Genomic DNA, 17,147 nt, shown 5'->3' on the forward strand with positions numbered 1-17,147 from the left:
AGGGTTTCGGCGTTCCAACAATGCAAATTTTCACTTAATTGGCAACAACCTTATTGCGCTTGGGATCACCAAGTTGGGAACGGGATAGAGCGGTTTTCGGATTTAGGCTGGGTTGATTGCCCCAGTTTTGGGTAAGCTTGTCCAACAGTTGGTCTTGCTGTTGGCGAAATTCCCAGACGTTAGTGCCCCCATTAATAATCGCAAACCAAACCCGATCGCGCTCTTGCGTTGGCATGACTCCGGCTAAAGCACTTACCTGGCGTAGGGTTCCGGTTTTCATCGCGGTTCCCTCTGGCAGGTTGCGAGCATAAATTGTCCCATTTTTATCTCGCCCAGCTAGGGGGAATACATCAATTACACCTAAGTTATGAGGGATTAATAATTTTTCCAGGGCGATTAGCATCGCAGTAGCTGCACGGGGAGAGATTTGGTTTTCTGTTCCTAATCCTGATCCATTAATCAGTTGAATTTCCGCTTCCGGGACATTGGCTAACTTGGCAGCTTCTTTGGCAACTACCTCAGCCCCACCAACGGCATCGGCTAAAATCTGAGCCATGCCATTGTTACTATAGATGTTCATTTCTCTGAGGATTTCCGTCAAGGGTAGGGATTGGTGGCGTAATAGTATTCTGGTATCATCAGGCGGAATTTTTACCGTTTTGATTTGACCGCTAATCACCAGTTCAGGTTTGGGAGTTCCGGGAGACATTCTGCCATGGTGACGGATAACGGAACGAGACCAGGTTTTGCCATTTAATCCTGTCTTTAGCAATTCACCCGATCGCGTCGGATCTTCTTCGTAGTTCATCGAAAAATTGCCAGCAATGACTAAATTGCCATTGACGCGGCGAATCCCAAGCTGGTTGAGACTATTTCCCAGCGCGATCGCTTCTTCCCATACAAACAGCGGATCACCACCGCCTTTAATCACTAAATCTCCCTCTAATACGCCATCGCGGATATCACCTGTGGCACCCACTTGGGTTTCAAACTTATAATCAGGTTTCCATTGACTTAACGTCACTAATGTGGTAGCAATCTTAGTCAATGAAGCAGCAGGGCGGGGTATTTTACCCTGATGTTCTGCCAGCACATTCAGCCCTGATTGTATCCAGATACCTTGATTGTCTGCGAGTGAACCCTTGTTTCTTAGGTCTTGGAGATATTGATTAATCGTGGCTTCGGCGCTCGGGTCAGGCTTGGGTAGAGTAAATAAGGATGTTTCTTGCCATGGCAAGGGTTGGATAGTCTCAACCTTATCTAAATCCAACGTGGCAGCCTGCATTCCCACAATCTTGACCAATAACGCGGCTATCGATGAAGCAATTAATCCAGAACCAATTCGTTGTAACATTCCGTTTCTCCTCCACGGTGCTTTATTGTACGAACTGGATGGCACCGATGAAAAGGTTTCTTCAAGGGTTTTTCTGGGAGATCAGCACTCTTGAGCAGACGGGGTGTGGGGTGTAGGGTTTAGGGTGTAGGGTTTAGGATGTCGGGTGTCGGGTTTGTTGCAAAATAAGCTAAAACAGGATTACTTAATCAACGTTCTCTAAGTGAGGGTCAGTTTGGTAGAGGTTTTCCGTAACGGCTTCTGTTAAAATCTTTAAGGTTTCTATCTCTTTGAGCAATGGCATCTCGCGAACGGATCGCAATCGACGCGATGGGAGGGGATCACGCTCCCTCAGAAATTGTGGCTGGAGCTATCCGAGCCCAAGAAGAGTTGGGCGTAGAGGTTATATTGGTTGGCGATCCTCAAGCTATTGAAGCGTCCCTGAAAGAACACAGCAGTCCGCGCCAGCTAGAAATAGCCCCGGCGGAAGACGTAGTTTCCATGGAAGAGGAACCCTTGGTGGCGATTAAACGCAAACCCAAGGCGTCAATCAACGTGGCGATGGATTTAGTGAAAACCAAGCAGGCACAAGCTGTGGTGTCGGCGGGGCATTCTGGCGCGGCGATGGCGGCGGCTTTACTGCGTTTGGGACGGCTTAAGGGCATCGATCGCCCAGCGATTGGTGCTGTGTTCCCCACTCTCATTGCTGGAAAGCCAGTGATTATTCTAGATGTGGGGGCAAATGTGGATTGTCGCCCCAAATATCTGGATCAATTTGCGGTGATGGGGACGGTATATAGCCAGTATGTGTTGGGAATACCAGAACCCAAAGTTGGGTTGCTCAATATTGGTGAAGAAGACTGTAAGGGCAATGATTTAGCCATTCGGACTCATCAACTCCTTCAGAAGAATTCCCGAATCACATTTTTGGGTAATGCTGAAGGGAGAGATGTCCTTTCCGGGCAGTTTGATGTGATTGTCTGTGATGGCTTTGTGGGTAACGTTTTACTCAAGTTTGCTGAAGCCGTGGGAGACATAGTTCTGCAAATTCTGCGGGAGGAATTGCCCCAAGGTTTACATGGACAAATAGGGACAGCGATTCTCAAGCCGAATCTGAAGCGGATTAAGCAGCGTATTGATCATGCCGAACATGGGGGTGGGTTGCTCTTGGGAGTGGATGGAGTCTGTATTATTAGCCATGGTAGTTCTCAGGCACCGTCTATTTTTAATGCGATTCGCTTGGCAAAAGAAGCGATTGATAATCAGGTGCTGGAGCGTATTCAGTCTACTGAGATCAAAGCGGCGAAACAATCAGCAACCCGGAGTGGGGGGAGTGAATCGTTAGATGTGAATCAGCCATCTGAGGTGAAGCCTTCGGACGATACGACAGGTTAGCGTGGTGCGATCGCGACTAGAATGCAAGCAGAGGCGAGAGTGGGTGGGGCGTGAATTGGCGGTTTCTTTGATGGAGAATCATTTTGAATCAACTAGGCACAGGGATTGCGATTACTGGCAGTGGTTCGGCGACACCCGATGGTGTTTTGGATAATCATCAACTCAGCCAAATCGTTGAGACATCAGATGAGTGGATTACCACGCGCACAGGAATTCGTCAACGGTGTCTAGCTGACGCTAAAGCCAGTTTGAGTGGGTTAGCGGCTGAAGCGGCGAAGCGGGCGATCGCGATGGCGGGAGTTGAGGCGGATCAGGTACAACTGATTATCTTGGCAACGTCTACACCGGATGATCTATTTGGTACGGCGAGTCAAATTCAGGCGTTACTGGGCGCATCTAATGCGGTGGCGTTTGACCTCACGGCGGCTTGTTCGGGCTTTGTGTTTGGTTTAGTAACGGCGGCTCAGTTTATCCGGACTGGAGTTTATCAGAATATTCTATTAATTGGTGCGGATATGTTGTCGCGCTGGCTGGATTGGTCCGATCGCGGCACCTGTGTGTTATTTGGGGATGGTGCGGGGGCTGTGATGTTACAGGCAGATTCACGCGATCGCTTGTTGGGATTCCAGATTCGCAGTGATGGCACTCAGAATAAATGTTTACAGCTAGCTTACGAACCACAAAGTCAAGAACTTGTCAAGGGAATTGAGGTTGGTAAAGGAAATTTCGCCGCCATTACCATGAACGGTAAAGAAGTCTATCGATTTGCCGTGCAGAAGGTGCCAGAAGTGATTGAGAAGGCGCTATTTCAGGCAAATCTGACCGCAGATGATGTAGACTGGCTGCTACTCCACCAAGCCAATCAACGGATTCTGGATGCGGTGGCTCAACGGTTGAAGATTCCCAGCCATAAAGTTTTGAGCAATCTGAGTCAGTATGGGAATACATCGGCGGCGTCGATTCCCTTAATTTTAGATGAAGCCGTGCGATCGGGAAAGATTCAACCCGGTGATATTATTGCTAGTTCTGGATTTGGTGCGGGATTAACTTGGGGAGCAGCTATTTTTAAATGGGGGCGATAAAGGGTGATGAATGTTTGGAATCGCAACCAACGTCTTCAGCAGATTCAACAACTCAACCCCATTACTGACCATAGTTTAATTTGTCGCCTCGTCGCTGGCTACGAATTTCCCTGGGATGTTACCCATGCGTTGGAATTAGCTATGGTGAAAACGTTCTGTGTTCCCAGTATTTCTCGACTGCTGACTCGCACCGGAGAATTTCATCAGCACACCCAAAAGCGCTACGATGATACAGGTTTACTGATTGCCGAGATTCTCCAATGGGGTTACGACAGTGAACGGGGTGCAGCATCGATTCGCAGGATGAATGCGATTCATGGGCATTATCCGATTAGCAATGACGATTTTCTCTATATTCTCTCTACCTTTATCTATGAGCCGATTCGCTGGAATGAGCGCTTTGGTTGGCGGTTATTTTGTGAACAGGAAAAGCTAGCGATATTTTATTTTTGGCAAGCCGTAGGGGAAAGGATGCAGATTCGCGATATCCCCTCGACTTATGAGGAATTTGCCCACTATAACCAGAAGTACGAACAAGAAAATTTTGTTTATTCTGATAGTAATCGTGCTGTGGGAGAATCAACGATTAATTTATTCCTAAGCTGGTTTCCGGCTTTGAGTCATCCTCTGCTGAAACCAGCTATTTATAGCTTGTTCGATGAGCGAATGCTGGCGGCGTTTGGTTTTGCTAAGCCTTCAACTGTTATGGTAAGTAGTGTAGAAAATAGTCTCAAGTTGCGGGGATACTTGCAGCGCTGGCTTGTGCCGAGAAGAAGGTCAGATTTCTTTACGGAGAGTCAGTTGAAAAGTTATCCTCGTGGGTATCAGTTAAGGGATATTGCTCCGAGTTGGATGTTGGATAAACTTGAGTGAAATTGTAGGGAATCTAGGCTGGCGATAAAAGATTATCAAAGAATTTTTATCTCCTTAGTATTTAAGTACAAACTACATACAGATAATGTCAAAATGATGGCTTTGCTCTAATTCTTCCAGAAGCTTATTTTTGTCGGATGTAAACAAATAGAGGTATTCTTGAGTACGAGTCATGGCAACGTATAACTGTCGTCGAGCCATAATTGCACCTTGAGTATTTTGGGTACAATCAGAAAATTGCTCCAGCCACAATATTAAAACAGCCTTAAATTCCAGTCCAAGTGAGGAAAGACTGGTGAGCAGTCTAACGCCTGGAATACTAATACTATACTTTTTCTTATTATTCTTGTTTTTAGTAACCCAATAACTTTCTATCCCTAAATTTTCCAGTTGATTAATTATCCCTTGTAATTGTTTTTGCTCCACCTTGTTAGCTTGTCGGTATAAAATAGCAATTTCATGGAAATCACATCCCAATTTATGAAGTTGTTGAATTTGATTGATAACTGCTTGTTCCTGAGTAACGGATGTAGAGAGTATATGAATCTGAGGGCGAGAACCATTCCGTAATGCTAGACTAGGTTGAACCATTGGAAAAGTGACTTCCTCATCTTCTGGCATCTTGTCTTGCTGGTTTAGTGGACTCAGCAATCCCCAAGCGGCTGAGAGTACCTCACGGGTATTGCGATAATTTTTATCGAGGTCAAATTTTTTACTGATAGTACGACCTTGAGCTTGGACTCCTACTTCTTTCCACTTAAAGTCAGAGCGTTTGTAAAGACTCTGACTTCCATCAGCAACAATCATTAAATCGCCTTTTTCTGAATCTTTTAAAGCCTGAACGCAGCAGCAAAACCAAATTGGAACAAACGTATGTGCTTCATCAACGAGAATGGCATCCCATTTTTGTTCAGAAGTATAGGAAGAAAGTTTTTTGAGGACTTTGTCTCCTACATATTCATCAAAGTTTCCCGGAACGCTACTCGGTAAACTGCCCAAAATTGAACCTGCCCATTCATGAAAGTTATTAACTTCAATTTTTTGGTATTGAGAATTTTCGTCATGCTGATGCAGAATTGACCTTAAGTGTGATGCTAGACTAACGTTAAAACAAAGCACAAGAATCCTAGCTTCTGGAAAATTGTTGGCAAGTATTTTAGCACGAGCAATAAGCAAAAGCGTTTTCCCCGAACCTGATACGCCGAAGAAAATACGATGCCCTTCACCAATAGTTCTCGCTAAAGATTCTTGTCGGCTATCAAGTGTTTTCAGGACTATATCGCTAGGTAATGGAGCAAAGAATCCTGGTATACTTTCGGGACGAGCTTGTTCAGATCGCACAACAATTTCTGGATAGAGGATACCTTTAATGGTGCTAATTTGGTCAGAGGTTAGAGGCGGAAATGGAAAACGGACTGTGAACATTTCCTCTAACCGCCTAATTAAATTTTCACCGCTGATATTCTCCCAAGCTAGTAGCTCATCACGGTAAGCTACTTGAGGTTGACACAACAATTTATTTAAGTTAATATTAGTGGCTTGCGTTTCTGTTATATTTGACATGATTACCCCCAAACCAACGGGAAAAGCTATTTTTCCTTTGTACTTACCTTGCTGCTGTTGCAGTATTCTGTATTGTGGAAACTGATTGAGAATTTGGTCTAGATATCCTTTACATTGACGCAGAGGAGATTGTTGATTTTCCGTTCTTTCAATATTATGCTGGCTTGACCGAATCTTAAAAAAGTGAGAGTTACCTTCAATAATTTGAGTTGGATACCACCCTTTAACTTCAATAACTAGCAAACCCAATCTTTTGCCTAAAACAATAAAGTCTGGATAGCGTCCTTTAACAATCGGTTCATACCAAACATAGAAATCATTTGTTAATTTATTGCACAGTAAATTGTAGACTCTTTCTTCGCCTTTACTGGCTTTATATGGTAATGAAGTAGGAATCATTATAGCCATAAATTTTCTTGTTTAAATTTATATTTCTTTTATCCTCATTTTATTCCAATTTACCCAACCCTCATCCAAAAATGCGCTCACGGATTTTGAATCGAAGCCGAAGATTTTACCCTGTATGCTTTTACTTTATCATCGCTAAAACCTTTACTGAATAAGGCTTTAGTCCCATTTATAGTATTTATGTACTAAAAAGCGTCTGGCTAGATTTCCACTAATCTAGAGAAAGGACAATGACAGGTTCCATCAACTGCTGTGAGTGAAAAACGAATTCTCCTCTGGTATCGCAATGACTTGCGCCTGCATGATCACGAACCCCTACACCAGGCGCTTCAGACAAAGGCGCAAATCGTTCCCCTCTACTGCTTTGACGATCGCCACTTTAACACCACATCCTTTGGATTCCCCAAAACTGGGGCATTTCGCGCCCAATTCCTACTGGAAAGTGTAGCCGATTTGCGAGAGAGTTTGCGATCGCGTGGAAGTGAGTTGCTAGTGCGTCGGGGTTTACCGGAGAACGTCATTCCCACATTGGCAAAAGAACTTGATATCACGGCGATTTACTTTCACCAGGAAGTTACCGCTGAAGAAGTGGCGGTAGAATCTGCACTCAAAAACGCCTTATCTGAGATTGACATAACCGTACAAACGTTCTGGGGAAGCACCCTCTACCATCCCGACGATTTACCCTTCAGTCTCTCAAAAATCCCCGAACTTTTTACCAACTTTCGCAAACAGGTGAAGAAAAAATCCACAATTTATCCCACCTTTCCCACTCCCAAACGTTTACCCTCTCTTCCCTCTATCGATGTTGGTGAATTGCCCCAACTCGCTGATTTTGGACTAGAACCGCCTATATTTGACGAACGGGCAGTATTACAATTCCAAGGGGGAGAAAGCGCCGGATTAGCCAGACTCGAAGACTATTTCTGGAAAAAAGACTGTCTCAAGGTTTACAAACAAACCCGCAATGGTATGTTGGGAGCAGATTACTCCTCTAAATTTTCGCCCTGGCTAGCTTTGGGGTGTTTATCGCCACGTTTGATTTATGAGCAGGTGCAGCACTATGAACAGGAACGAGTCAAGAAAGATTATGATCCCCAAGGTCACTATGTCAAACATTGGCTCCCCGAACTGGATTCCTTACCTGCCGCTAAAGTACACCAACCTTGGACATTAACCCCAGCAGAGCAAAAACAGTTTGGCGTGAGACTTGGTGTAGATTATCCTAATCCGGTTGTGGACTTGATGCAGTCGGTGAAAGCAAACGAAAAAATTTACAACGCCGCCTTGAACCGTCGATAACATTGCCGATTGAGAGACTGCTTATCAACGTTTTAGGTCGGGTTTCGTTCCTCAGGATACTGAGTGTGGGGTATGGGGTGTGGGGTGTGGGGTATGGGGGAAAGCGAGCAATTTTGGGGAGCTATGTATTAAACGAAGCCTGTTTGGAAAAAACATTGTGGATGAATAGGTGAGGTGAATGGTGGTAGGTGTGAGGTTTTTTAGCCGACAACAAATTCCATCCCGACACCCGACACCCGACACCCGACACCCTTGCTCAACCGAGCTTTCACCTTAAGTTGACACCAATGCGGTAAAACCCGCCCCTACACAATCAAAACGATATGCCGTGAAAAGTCAGAGACCCCACGACTGTCTTTATAATTCGCTAGCCTAGAAGAAGGTCAAGTCGATGTGAATCAGAGGATCAAGTATCCTGAGTGCAAATTCTTCTAGGATATATCAGGAGTGACGTAGCGGAGAACTAGATGGCTAATATCAAATTTGTCAAGGAAGACCAGGAAGTCATTGCAGCAGATGGGGCGAACTTACGGGAGAAAGCCCTGCAAAACAAGATTGACCTGTATACCTTGAAAGGAAAATTGATGAACTGTGGAGGCTATGGTCAATGTGGCACCTGCGTTGTCGAGGTTGTCGAAGGGATGGAAAATCTCTCACCTCGAACTGACGTAGAACAGCGTAAACTCAAGAAAAAACCGGAGAGTTACCGATTAGCCTGCCAAGCCTTGGTCAATGGACCAGTCAGCGTGAAAACTAAACCCTGAAGCGGCGAGGAGCAGGGAGAACAGGGGAAGCAATACACAGACGTGATGACAGAAGCGTCTGGGAGCAGAGGAAATAATGTAGCTGATCAATATTTGCAGTCAACCTGCACTATTGGCAGAAGCCAATGATATTCTAAGAAGAGCGGTTTAAAACCAATTGTAGAGGCACTAGTTCAATGCAAGTTAATGAGTTAGGGTTTGTTGCCAGTCTTCTGTTTGTGCTGGTTCCCACAGTTTTTTTGTTGATTCTGTATATCCAGACAGCTAGCCGAGAAAGCAATCGAAATTCTTAGCATTGGCTGTCTACCCTCCGCCCATGAGATCCCCGACTTCTTCAAGAAGTCGGGGATCTGGCATCTGTTCCCCTACAGGAACAAAAGTGGTTAATCCGGTGTTCGAGTTAACAACACGGGACAATTCGCATACACCCGCACATAGTCAGACAGGGAAGTACCCAGCAATCGGTCTAAATCAGGGAGAGACTTAGCAATGGTGGGACGGCGTTCCGGAGAACCCAAAACCAATAAGTCCACATTCATTTCATCTGCCAAGCGGCAAATCTCTCGTCCAGCCTGACCCTTACTATTTATGCATTTATAGGCAACGCCTTGTTTTTTCGCTTCAGCCGCCGCCGATGCCAAAACGGGATCGGTTTCAGGCGTGGTTATCGGTTCACCCGATGGAGTTTGTTGGTCAGGGTTAACGTGAACTAAATACAGTTGACCGCCTTTGACATCCCGAATCAGAGACAGTGCCAAATCCAAGCTTTGCTTGGCACTCTCGGATTTATTCATAGACACCATGACTCGTTTAATCCGTTTGACGTAGATCTCGTCTTTCACCAATAACATGGGACGAGAGGACAATTGGAAAACATATTGGCTGACCGAGTTTTCCAAGATTGATTCCAATCGTTTGAGTCCTCGGGAACCCATAATGATCAGGTCAGATTGCTCTTCCTGAGCTACTTGTAGCACTACGTCTTTGGGATCGCCCTGTTTGAGTCGGGGTGTAATTCTGTTGGGATCGATTTTGAGAGATTTGACGGCATCTGCCAAAATCTTGCCACCCTCTTCTAGTTTGGCTGACATGGCGTCAGCACTAACTTGGGGGGTGACTACATGGAGAACCGTAACCGATGCTTGTTGCATGATCGGGATTTCGGTCAACATATTAAACATTTCTTCACATAATCCCCGACCAGCAACAGCAAGCAAAATTTTTTCAATCATGGTTTCAATGGTTTCAATCGTTGTGAGTGGTTAAGATGAGACTTTCGCCATTGCAGGAGAGTCGGCGCCATATTGGGGTAAATTCCGCAAGCCCCGGAAGTAGTAGTTGTTTCCCTGACAATGCATCAGTCCTGAACGTTATCGTATTTGCGTCTTCTAAAACTAAGGATACTGGGAATCGGGGTTTCAAAATTTGACAATTTGTCAACAACTGGAGGTTTCGGGGGAGATGAGGGAGATGAGGGAGATGGGGGAGATGGGGAAGATGGAGAAGATTAAGACTTCTTGGCGGATGGTTAACAAAGTTTCTCGGTCAACGTTAACATTCGTTAGGGTAGAACAGTCTATTGAGAATATATTTCCATGAACCTTTCAAGACTCTGGCAGGTAATTATTACAGTAGTATTAGTGCTGGGACTCTATATGCCCCCGGTGACGGCGGCTGAAACCCTTTCCCCTAGAACTGATACATTTAATGCTTTGGTGCAGGAATGTCTGGAACTCCAAGGGGAGACATCTCTGAGTGCTTGTGATCAAGCCATTGAAATGCATCCAGATGACGTGATTCCTTGGTATGGGCGTTCTCGCGTGTTATCGGCTTTAGGACAACAAGAAGAAGCCAATCAGTCTTATGCGCGGGTGCGGGTGATTCAAGCGTACTACAATGCGATCGCGCAACTGCTTGCTCAACGGGAACAGATTGAGTCGTTGATGCAAAATGACGAGCAATTCTCTCAACTCGAAGCCGCGATTAATAGTGAGGATATGGAACAAGAGCAGTTGGAACAACTGCAACAGCTTAAACAACAGATTCTCACACTCCGGGAGAATCCTAGCCTCCTTGATGAAGAAATAGCGGATGCGATGCTTCAGGTACGCGATCGCTTGGCTGATATTATTGGACAAATTTCCGCCACAGCTTCATAACTGGGCGCAAACCGGGCGGAATTTCTGGGCGCAAGCCTTGCGCCCCTACGAGGCTAATTCATCATATTTCCTGTTGCTGTTCCCTTGAATGAATTCTTAAGACCGAATACAAAAACCGTTGTGATATCGTTCCAAATGCCTTTATCTGTGACTAACGCTTCGATTTCTGCCACTTGTTGCTTGAACTCGTCAAGATCAACCGGATCATTCATCATTATATTCTACTTTAGATAGATGAGATTACTTCAAGTTTATAGAAAATTAGGGGGTATATAGAAGTATTAAAGGATAAAGTAGATCTAATGAACTATCCGAAAAAAACGTGGCAACTCCTAGGATTTACAACCATCTATTCATTGGCACTGACCATTTTCCCAAAAGTTGCTAGTGCGAATCAACCGCCATCTGTACAGCGTTCTGATGACTATAAGATTGCCCAAATGAACGATTGCCGAGAGGTTGATGTTAATACAATGCTGAATATACGACAACAGCCGAATGGACGGGTTGTTGGGGCTTTGGAAGATGCACAAACCGTTAATATTATTGGGGAACCTGAGGATGGATGGGTACAGATTGACGCCCCGATGGATGGTTATGTTGCGGCGAGATATCTAGAATATTGTACGGGCGCAGTACCTCCATCCCAACCCACCGGTCAAACACCGCCAACTACCCCCGGAAATGAGCAGGTTTCCACTGTACCCGGTGATAACTGTCGTCAGGTGGTTTCACCAAATCTATCAGTGCGATCGCAACCGAATGGCGAAGTAATTGGTACGCTAGAAAAAAATCGGACAGTTTATATCGCCAACGAGGGAAACAATGGTTGGGTGCCGATTGAAAGACCAATAGACGGCTATGTTAGTTCGGCAAATCTGGGCTACTGTTATCAGTAAACCGTTTTCAGCTACATAACACATTTTGCACCGTGAGTCAACCCTCTCAACAGCGTGACTTTCTCGCCAACACCAAACTCTGGCGAGGTTTACCGGATAAGCAGTTAGACGCGATCGCGACCATTGCGATCGCTAAATCGTATCATAAAGGTGAGGTGATTTTTGTTGAAGGGGAGGACGGTAGCGGATTCTTTGTCGTGAAATCCGGTCGAGTAAAAGTATTTAAGCTATCGGCAGAGGGGAAAGAACAAATATTAGAATTTTTTGGGGTGGGAGAACATTTTGCCGAAGTCCCCGCTTTTGATGGCGAATGCTTTCCCGCATCGGCTACAGCATTAGAGAAAACCGAATTGCTATTTTTTGGGCGCGATGCTTTCTTAGAATTGTTGGAGCAACAGCCAAAGATAGCGATTAATATGTTAGCCGTTTTTGCGCGGCATTTGCGCCGCTTTGCCCGGTTAATTGAAGATTTATCCTTAAAAGAAGTACCCGGACGGTTGGCGGCTTATTTGCTCTATTTAAACGCACGGTCTGAGCATCCCAATCACGTAGAATTAGATATTACCAAGACTCAGTTAGCCTCTTTATTAGGAACGATTCCTGAAACTTTATCACGGGTATTTGCCAAGTTAAGTCAGGAAGGATTGATTTCAATTCAGGGTTCAAAAATTCGGATATTAAATCCAGAAGGATTACGGATTTTATCGGAACGATAGCCACGCCCACATTTTTTTACGCCTATAAAAACAGAAGTTATCAAATTAATTCGTAGTGGCATGGCACACCTTATTTGATGAATTAGAATTACGCCCGGAAACCGTAGGGGCGCATGGCGTGCGCCCGATTCAATGGTAAAATCTATCCCACCATTTTAGGTGTGTCACGCCAGTAGGAGAGTTTTAATTTGTATTAAATAAAAGTACTGCCACACTGGGGAAGGGCGGGTTTTGTTGAGAGGCTAATGGTCAGATAATCTGACTGAGTGGCTAAACCCGCCCCTACAATTTCTCCTACAATTTCTCTTGTCTCTCCTACACACTAAGAAATATTTCACCTTACAAATGACAAATGACGATCCTAACCTATTCTACACCGTCGTTTCTTGGGGCATCTTCTCATAATAGCGATGATAATAATCATAAGAACTCGTGGTGTAATTCTTAACCCCATTCGCCACCACTCCCAAGACTCGGGCATGAGAGGTTTTCAATCCAGATAACACCTGCATAAATACTGTTCGATCCGTTCTTCCTAATCCCACCACCATAACAATTCCATCGGTATGCGCCGCCAATAACCGCGCATCAGCTAAACCTAACATCGGTGGTGTATCAAAAATAACTAAATCAAACATTTCTTCAAATGACTCAACTAAATGCTGCATCTTTTGAGAACAGAGGAGTCGAGTCGGATCAGGCGGAATTTGCCCAGCAGTTAACACAAACAAATTCTCCTCCAATGGTGATGGCTGAATTACATCTTTCACATTAATGTCACTGGAAATAACATGACTCAATCCCCACACATTCGGTAAATCCGTCCTCACATGGAGCTGCGGACGTCGCAAATCGGCATCCACCAATAATACCCGTTGTCCCATCGCAGCAGCGGCTTGTGCCATAAACGTCGCTATAGTGGATTTGCCATCAGCAGGAACCGCTGAACTAATTACTACTGAACGAATGGGTTCATCGGGACTAATAAACTGAAAATTAGTCTGAAGCGAACGAAATGCTTCCAAAAATGGAGAAGTATGATAGCGATAAGCAGGTTGACTTATAGAAGATGCCAACAACGGAGTTTTTGATTTATTGGCTGTTTTCGTCAGTTTATTTTGTTTCTTCAAGGGTTTGTGAAAGGGAATCGTTCCCAAAACCGCTAACCCTGTACCTTCCTTCAATTCCTCAGCCGAGTGAAACACCTTATCCAACTTTTCGGCAACAAACCCCGCCCCTGCACCTGCCAGTAATCCAGCCACTGCCCCTAAGACTAAACCACGAGGTACATTGGGAGAAGTTGGTGTTTGGGGTTGTTGAGGTTCGGCAATTAACTGCCAAGGTAATGTCTTTTGGGCAGCTTCAATTTGTAGCGTCTCTCGCACTGCCAAAAATCGGTTCAAACTCTCGGTGGCGACTTTCAACTCTCGCTGTAAATCCGTATACTGACGGGCAACCACTGCCAAATTCTTAAGCTGCTGACTCATCAACCGTTCGGCTTTAGCGATCGCACCTGCCCGCACTTCTAGCATATTAATTTGGTTTGTCGTCTCTACAAGCTGTTGAGTCAGTGTCAAACGCAGGGAACTAGGCGACGCCAGAGATGCCGGATTTTCCGGTACAGCACTAGCATTTGCCCCCAAAACAGTTCCGGCTTCCTGACTCAGCAGAGGAAGTAAATTTTGTTGCTTCTCTCGTAGCGCCTGAATCGTGGGACTCTGTTCGGTAAACCGCGCCGATTCACTAGCAATTTGACTTTCAATCTCCGTTAACTGATTCAACAACTGCTGATAACGGGGGGCTTCTGATAGGGCGGAAGCCGCGATCGCTTGTTTGGGAGATAGTCCTAATTCTCCTAACTGACTTTGAAGTTGCACCGCCAGGGTGCGGGCTTCATCCAGTTTAGTTTGGGTATCTTGACGTTCTTGGACAATGGTGCTAACTCGACTGGTCAATACTTGACCCTGACTATCCGGATCAACCAGATTATACTCTTGGCGAAATCGCTGTAGTTTTTGCTGGAGAGTATCCACCCGCCCTTGAAGTTTCGGCAGTTGCTCTTCGACAAACTCAATCCCCTGTCGCGTACTCGTCTGCTGTTCAGAGAGCGAGTAGTTCATGTACCCTTGGGCAACTTGTTCTAGAATAAACTGGATCTTTTCCGGGTCAGAATCTTGGTAACGTATTTCTAAAATTTTCGTTTGTTGCAGCCGATAAATCGCCAGTTTGCTGCGAAGCGTATTATAGTCCAATTCTGGATAGCGAGACTGAATTTGTTCCACAATCGGAGCCATCACTTGAGGACTCCACAGCACCTGAATCTGGGTTTCGTAGTCTAAACTGTTGCCTTGACTCCCACCCCCTTGATTCAGGGATTCACTAATCTGCTCTAACTGATCTTCACCGGAAACGGACCCCACCAATAACTGAAACTTACCTTCGTAGTTGGGCGTCTGCTGCAAGACTTTCGTGACAATTGCCGAAGTGACAGTGATCGCCACTCCAGCGATAACCAACGCCCGCCGCCGCGCGATCGCGAGAATCTGACGCAAGTCCAGCTTGTCGTCTTCTGTCTCAGCAAACCCATGCAGGGGCAGAGGAGACAATTGTGATGGTCGTTGTCCATTACGATTGGATACTAACGACTGATACTCTCCATTTAAACCCATAATTCAGTTAAACGTTGGCGTTTCTAACACTGAGGCTAAAAGTTAGCGGTTAGATCCCTTGTTCCAGAGGAAGTTGGGATACACGATAATTTAAAAAAGCAGGGAGAACTCCTGACGACAGGAGGAGAATAACTTTTTTAGATGTTCTGGTGTACGCTGGTCATGATGAATACTTACAGATACAGCGCTGGTGCGCTCAATCAGGACAATCCTTACAAGGGTCAGGGTGCAGGCACTTTTAGCTGATTCACCTCGTCTATGGCTGCGGTAGATGGGGAAGCCGATGCAGACGAATATCTGAAATCTATCCGAGACGACTCGCAATTTGCGTCAAAATGTGTTTATGCTCCAATGACCACGATTACCTAGTTGAGATTAACGACTAGTGACTAACTTTGATCTCAACGAAATTGATGCTAAGTGATAAAATTGAAATTTATGCTGATAACAATTAAAATCATTATAAATAGCTTTTAATTATTATCAGCAATTAGCCTGGAATTAATTTTTAATCTTTAGATCCAATAAAATCCGGATATAGGCAAATGAATGTGTAAATTCGAGCGTAGTCCGATATCCGTCTGAGATCCCCAGTCAGTAACACAGTAACATGAGCAATAATGAGACTCTCCCACGGCATAGTAAACCCCTGCGATTGTCGATTGTGACTCAGTTTTATCCCCCTGATTATGCCGCAACCGGACAGCTTATTGAAGAACTTGCTGTTGAATTGGGAAAACAAGGTTTGTTGGTGCGAGTGTTTACTGGACAACCTGGTTATGCATTTCACAGCCAGTCAGCACCAGCGAGGGAGTATTTCCAGCGACTGATAATTCAGCGATCGCGAGCGACTCGGATTTGGTCGAAGCGTATTCGCGGCAAAGCCCTCAATGGGCTACTCTTTTGTCTGCGGGCTGGACTTCATTTACTTAAAACCAGTAGTCATGGAGACATACTGCTGTTAACTACTGCTCCTCCTTTTTTACCCATTCTCGGATACTTAGCCAAAAAGTTATTTGGACTCCCCTATGTTTGTTTAGTCTACGATTTATATCCAGATGTTGCTGTCGAACTTAACGTTGTGCCCCATCGCCACTGGTTAGTTCGACTTTGGAATACAGTGAACTGCCATATATGGAAACAAGCCCAACAAATTATTGTTTTGAGTCCTTCGATGAAGAATCGAGTCGTTGGCAAATGTCCCCAACTTAAGAATAAAATTACTGTTATTCATAATTGGGCAGATGCCAATTGGATTGTACCAATTGCTAAACAGGATAACTGGTTTGCCCAAAACTTTAATCTAGTTGATCGGTTTACCGTACTTTATTCCGGAAACATGGGTCGCTGTCATGATATGGAGACTATTCTAGAAACCGCTAAATTGTTACAAGATGATCCAATTCTATTTGTTTTTATTGGCAATGGCGCTAAACGCGAAGCCTTTGAAGCCCAAATTCATCAGCTTGGCTTAACAAATTGCCGCTTTTTACCCTATCAAGATAAACAAAACCTACCCTATTCACTCACCGCAGGAGACTTATCGTTAGTCAGTATCAGTCCAGGGATGGAAGGCTTAGTCGCCCCCAGCAAACTTTACGCCGCCCTAGCCGCAGGGCGTCCAATCGCCGCGATTTGTGAACCCCAGTCTTATTTACAAGGGATTGTGACTGAGGCGCAATGCGGTGCAGCGTTCAGTAACGGCGATGCAGCGGGTTTGGCAGAGTTTATTCGATGCTTGTCTACGGATGAACCATTAGTTAAGCGTATGGGTGAAGCCGGTCGTCGTTTTTTACAATCCAATTTTACCCCTGATTTGATTGCACAAGAATACTCAAAGTTATTGCATCAATCTGTATTTAAGGGTTGGGAATCATCAGAAGTTTCCGTTCAGTATTCCAGCATTCGGTGGAAATAATCAGCCAAACCGGGGGAGCAAAACTGTAGGGGCGGGTTTTATAGCACTACGCACTAAGATTAGAAC

Annotated in this window: 15 protein-coding genes; 10 read left to right on the forward strand and 5 right to left on the reverse strand. The window is 45.0% G+C overall.

What is annotated here, in order from left to right; translation table 11 throughout:
- Nucleotides 1-34: 34 nt before the first annotated feature.
- Nucleotides 35-1,354, reverse strand: coding sequence for a D-alanyl-D-alanine carboxypeptidase (locus tag RIG66_RS00090; RefSeq protein WP_446374039.1), 1,320 nt, complete (start codon nt 1,352-1,354; stop codon nt 35-37).
- A gap of 276 nt (nt 1,355-1,630) precedes the next feature.
- On the opposite strand from RIG66_RS00090, the gene plsX reads away from it, so the two are divergent.
- From plsX to RIG66_RS00105, 3 genes are all read left to right on the forward strand, one after another.
- Nucleotides 1,631-2,728, forward strand: a complete 1,098-nt coding sequence (gene plsX / locus RIG66_RS00095) for a phosphate acyltransferase PlsX (RefSeq protein WP_446374041.1) — start codon at nt 1,631-1,633, stop codon at nt 2,726-2,728.
- Nucleotides 2,729-2,811: 83 nt separating this feature from the next.
- On the forward strand, nt 2,812-3,810 hold the full coding sequence (locus RIG66_RS00100) for a beta-ketoacyl-ACP synthase 3 (RefSeq protein ID WP_446374043.1): 999 nt from the start codon (nt 2,812-2,814) through the stop codon (nt 3,808-3,810).
- A 6-nt stretch (nt 3,811-3,816) separates the two neighbouring features.
- Nucleotides 3,817-4,683, forward strand: a complete 867-nt coding sequence (locus RIG66_RS00105; RefSeq protein ID WP_446374045.1) for an oxygenase MpaB family protein — start codon at nt 3,817-3,819, stop codon at nt 4,681-4,683.
- Nucleotides 4,684-4,755: 72 nt separating this feature from the next.
- Here RIG66_RS00105 and RIG66_RS00110 read toward each other — a convergent pair whose 3' ends face one another.
- Nucleotides 4,756-6,654, reverse strand: coding sequence for an NERD domain-containing protein (locus RIG66_RS00110; protein ID WP_446374047.1), 1,899 nt, complete (start codon nt 6,652-6,654; stop codon nt 4,756-4,758).
- Between the two features lie 252 nt (nt 6,655-6,906).
- On the opposite strand from RIG66_RS00110, the gene RIG66_RS00115 reads away from it, so the two are divergent.
- The 3 genes from RIG66_RS00115 to psbM all read left to right on the forward strand — a co-directional run bounded on the left by RIG66_RS00115 (nt 6,907) and on the right by psbM (nt 9,013).
- Nucleotides 6,907-7,956 carry a DASH family cryptochrome gene (locus RIG66_RS00115; RefSeq protein WP_446374049.1) on the forward strand — a complete coding sequence of 350 codons (1,050 nt, stop codon included), beginning with the start codon at nt 6,907-6,909 and terminating at the stop codon, nt 7,954-7,956.
- A gap of 467 nt (nt 7,957-8,423) precedes the next feature.
- Nucleotides 8,424-8,720, forward strand: a complete 297-nt coding sequence (locus RIG66_RS00120) for a 2Fe-2S iron-sulfur cluster-binding protein (protein WP_446374051.1) — start codon at nt 8,424-8,426, stop codon at nt 8,718-8,720.
- 176 nt (nt 8,721-8,896) lie between these two features.
- Nucleotides 8,897-9,013 carry a photosystem II reaction center protein PsbM gene (psbM, locus tag RIG66_RS00125; protein WP_446374053.1) on the forward strand — a complete coding sequence of 39 codons (117 nt, stop codon included), beginning with the start codon at nt 8,897-8,899 and terminating at the stop codon, nt 9,011-9,013.
- Between the two features lie 90 nt (nt 9,014-9,103).
- Here psbM and RIG66_RS00130 read toward each other — a convergent pair whose 3' ends face one another.
- Nucleotides 9,104-9,952, reverse strand: a complete 849-nt coding sequence (locus RIG66_RS00130) for a universal stress protein (protein ID WP_446374055.1) — start codon at nt 9,950-9,952, stop codon at nt 9,104-9,106.
- Between the two features lie 363 nt (nt 9,953-10,315).
- Here RIG66_RS00130 and RIG66_RS00135 point away from each other — a divergent pair, with 363 nt between their 5' ends.
- Nucleotides 10,316-10,879: a tetratricopeptide repeat protein gene (locus RIG66_RS00135; RefSeq protein ID WP_446374057.1), complete on the forward strand. Its 564-nt coding sequence runs from the start codon at nt 10,316-10,318 to the stop codon at nt 10,877-10,879.
- A 53-nt stretch (nt 10,880-10,932) separates the two neighbouring features.
- On the opposite strand, the gene RIG66_RS00140 is transcribed toward RIG66_RS00135, so the two are convergent.
- The gene (locus RIG66_RS00140) at nt 10,933-11,094 is read right to left on the reverse strand and encodes a hypothetical protein (protein ID WP_446374059.1); all 162 of its coding nucleotides are present in this window, start codon (nt 11,092-11,094) and stop codon (nt 10,933-10,935) included.
- An 87-nt stretch (nt 11,095-11,181) separates the two neighbouring features.
- Between RIG66_RS00140 and RIG66_RS00145 the strand changes: the two genes are divergently transcribed.
- Together RIG66_RS00145 and RIG66_RS00150 are read left to right on the forward strand one after the other, a co-directional pair.
- The gene (locus RIG66_RS00145; protein WP_446374061.1) at nt 11,182-11,778 is read left to right on the forward strand and encodes an SH3 domain-containing protein; all 597 of its coding nucleotides are present in this window, start codon (nt 11,182-11,184) and stop codon (nt 11,776-11,778) included.
- A gap of 32 nt (nt 11,779-11,810) precedes the next feature.
- Complete coding sequence (locus tag RIG66_RS00150) at nt 11,811-12,494, forward strand: Crp/Fnr family transcriptional regulator (RefSeq protein ID WP_446374063.1); 684 nt, start codon at nt 11,811-11,813, stop codon at nt 12,492-12,494.
- Between the two features lie 371 nt (nt 12,495-12,865).
- Here the strand turns inward: RIG66_RS00150 and RIG66_RS00155 are convergent, their stop codons facing one another.
- The gene (locus tag RIG66_RS00155) at nt 12,866-15,163 is read right to left on the reverse strand and encodes a GumC family protein (RefSeq protein ID WP_446374065.1); all 2,298 of its coding nucleotides are present in this window, start codon (nt 15,161-15,163) and stop codon (nt 12,866-12,868) included.
- Between the two features lie 610 nt (nt 15,164-15,773).
- Here RIG66_RS00155 and RIG66_RS00160 point away from each other — a divergent pair.
- Nucleotides 15,774-17,081, forward strand: a complete 1,308-nt coding sequence (locus RIG66_RS00160) for a glycosyltransferase family 4 protein (protein ID WP_446374067.1) — start codon at nt 15,774-15,776, stop codon at nt 17,079-17,081.
- Nucleotides 17,082-17,147 lie beyond the last annotated feature (66 nt).

The sequence above is a fragment of the Coleofasciculus sp. E2-BRE-01 genome, from assembly GCF_040221695.1.
GTDB lineage: Bacteria > Cyanobacteriota > Cyanobacteriia > Cyanobacteriales > Coleofasciculaceae > Coleofasciculus.

What these genes read in the sequence shown, in the direction of transcription:
- RIG66_RS00090 (WP_446374039.1), bottom strand. Translation starts at nt 1,354, where the DNA reads ATGTTACAACGAATTGGTTCTGGATTAATTGCTTCATCGATAGCCGCG.
- plsX (WP_446374041.1), top strand. Translation starts at nt 1,631, where the DNA reads ATGGCATCTCGCGAACGGATCGCAATCGACGCGATGGGAGGGGATCAC.
- RIG66_RS00105 (WP_446374045.1), top strand. Translation starts at nt 3,817, where the DNA reads ATGAATGTTTGGAATCGCAACCAACGTCTTCAGCAGATTCAACAACTC.
- RIG66_RS00110 (WP_446374047.1), bottom strand. Translation starts at nt 6,654, where the DNA reads ATGGCTATAATGATTCCTACTTCATTACCATATAAAGCCAGTAAAGGC.
- RIG66_RS00120 (WP_446374051.1), top strand. Translation starts at nt 8,424, where the DNA reads ATGGCTAATATCAAATTTGTCAAGGAAGACCAGGAAGTCATTGCAGCA.
- psbM (WP_446374053.1), top strand. Translation starts at nt 8,897, where the DNA reads ATGCAAGTTAATGAGTTAGGGTTTGTTGCCAGTCTTCTGTTTGTGCTG.
- RIG66_RS00130 (WP_446374055.1), bottom strand. Translation starts at nt 9,952, where the DNA reads ATGATTGAAAAAATTTTGCTTGCTGTTGCTGGTCGGGGATTATGTGAA.
- RIG66_RS00135 (WP_446374057.1), top strand. Translation starts at nt 10,316, where the DNA reads ATGAACCTTTCAAGACTCTGGCAGGTAATTATTACAGTAGTATTAGTG.
- RIG66_RS00140 (WP_446374059.1), bottom strand. Translation starts at nt 11,094, where the DNA reads ATGATGAATGATCCGGTTGATCTTGACGAGTTCAAGCAACAAGTGGCA.
- RIG66_RS00145 (WP_446374061.1), top strand. Translation starts at nt 11,182, where the DNA reads ATGAACTATCCGAAAAAAACGTGGCAACTCCTAGGATTTACAACCATC.
- RIG66_RS00155 (WP_446374065.1), bottom strand. Translation starts at nt 15,163, where the DNA reads ATGGGTTTAAATGGAGAGTATCAGTCGTTAGTATCCAATCGTAATGGA.
- RIG66_RS00160 (WP_446374067.1), top strand. Translation starts at nt 15,774, where the DNA reads ATGAGCAATAATGAGACTCTCCCACGGCATAGTAAACCCCTGCGATTG.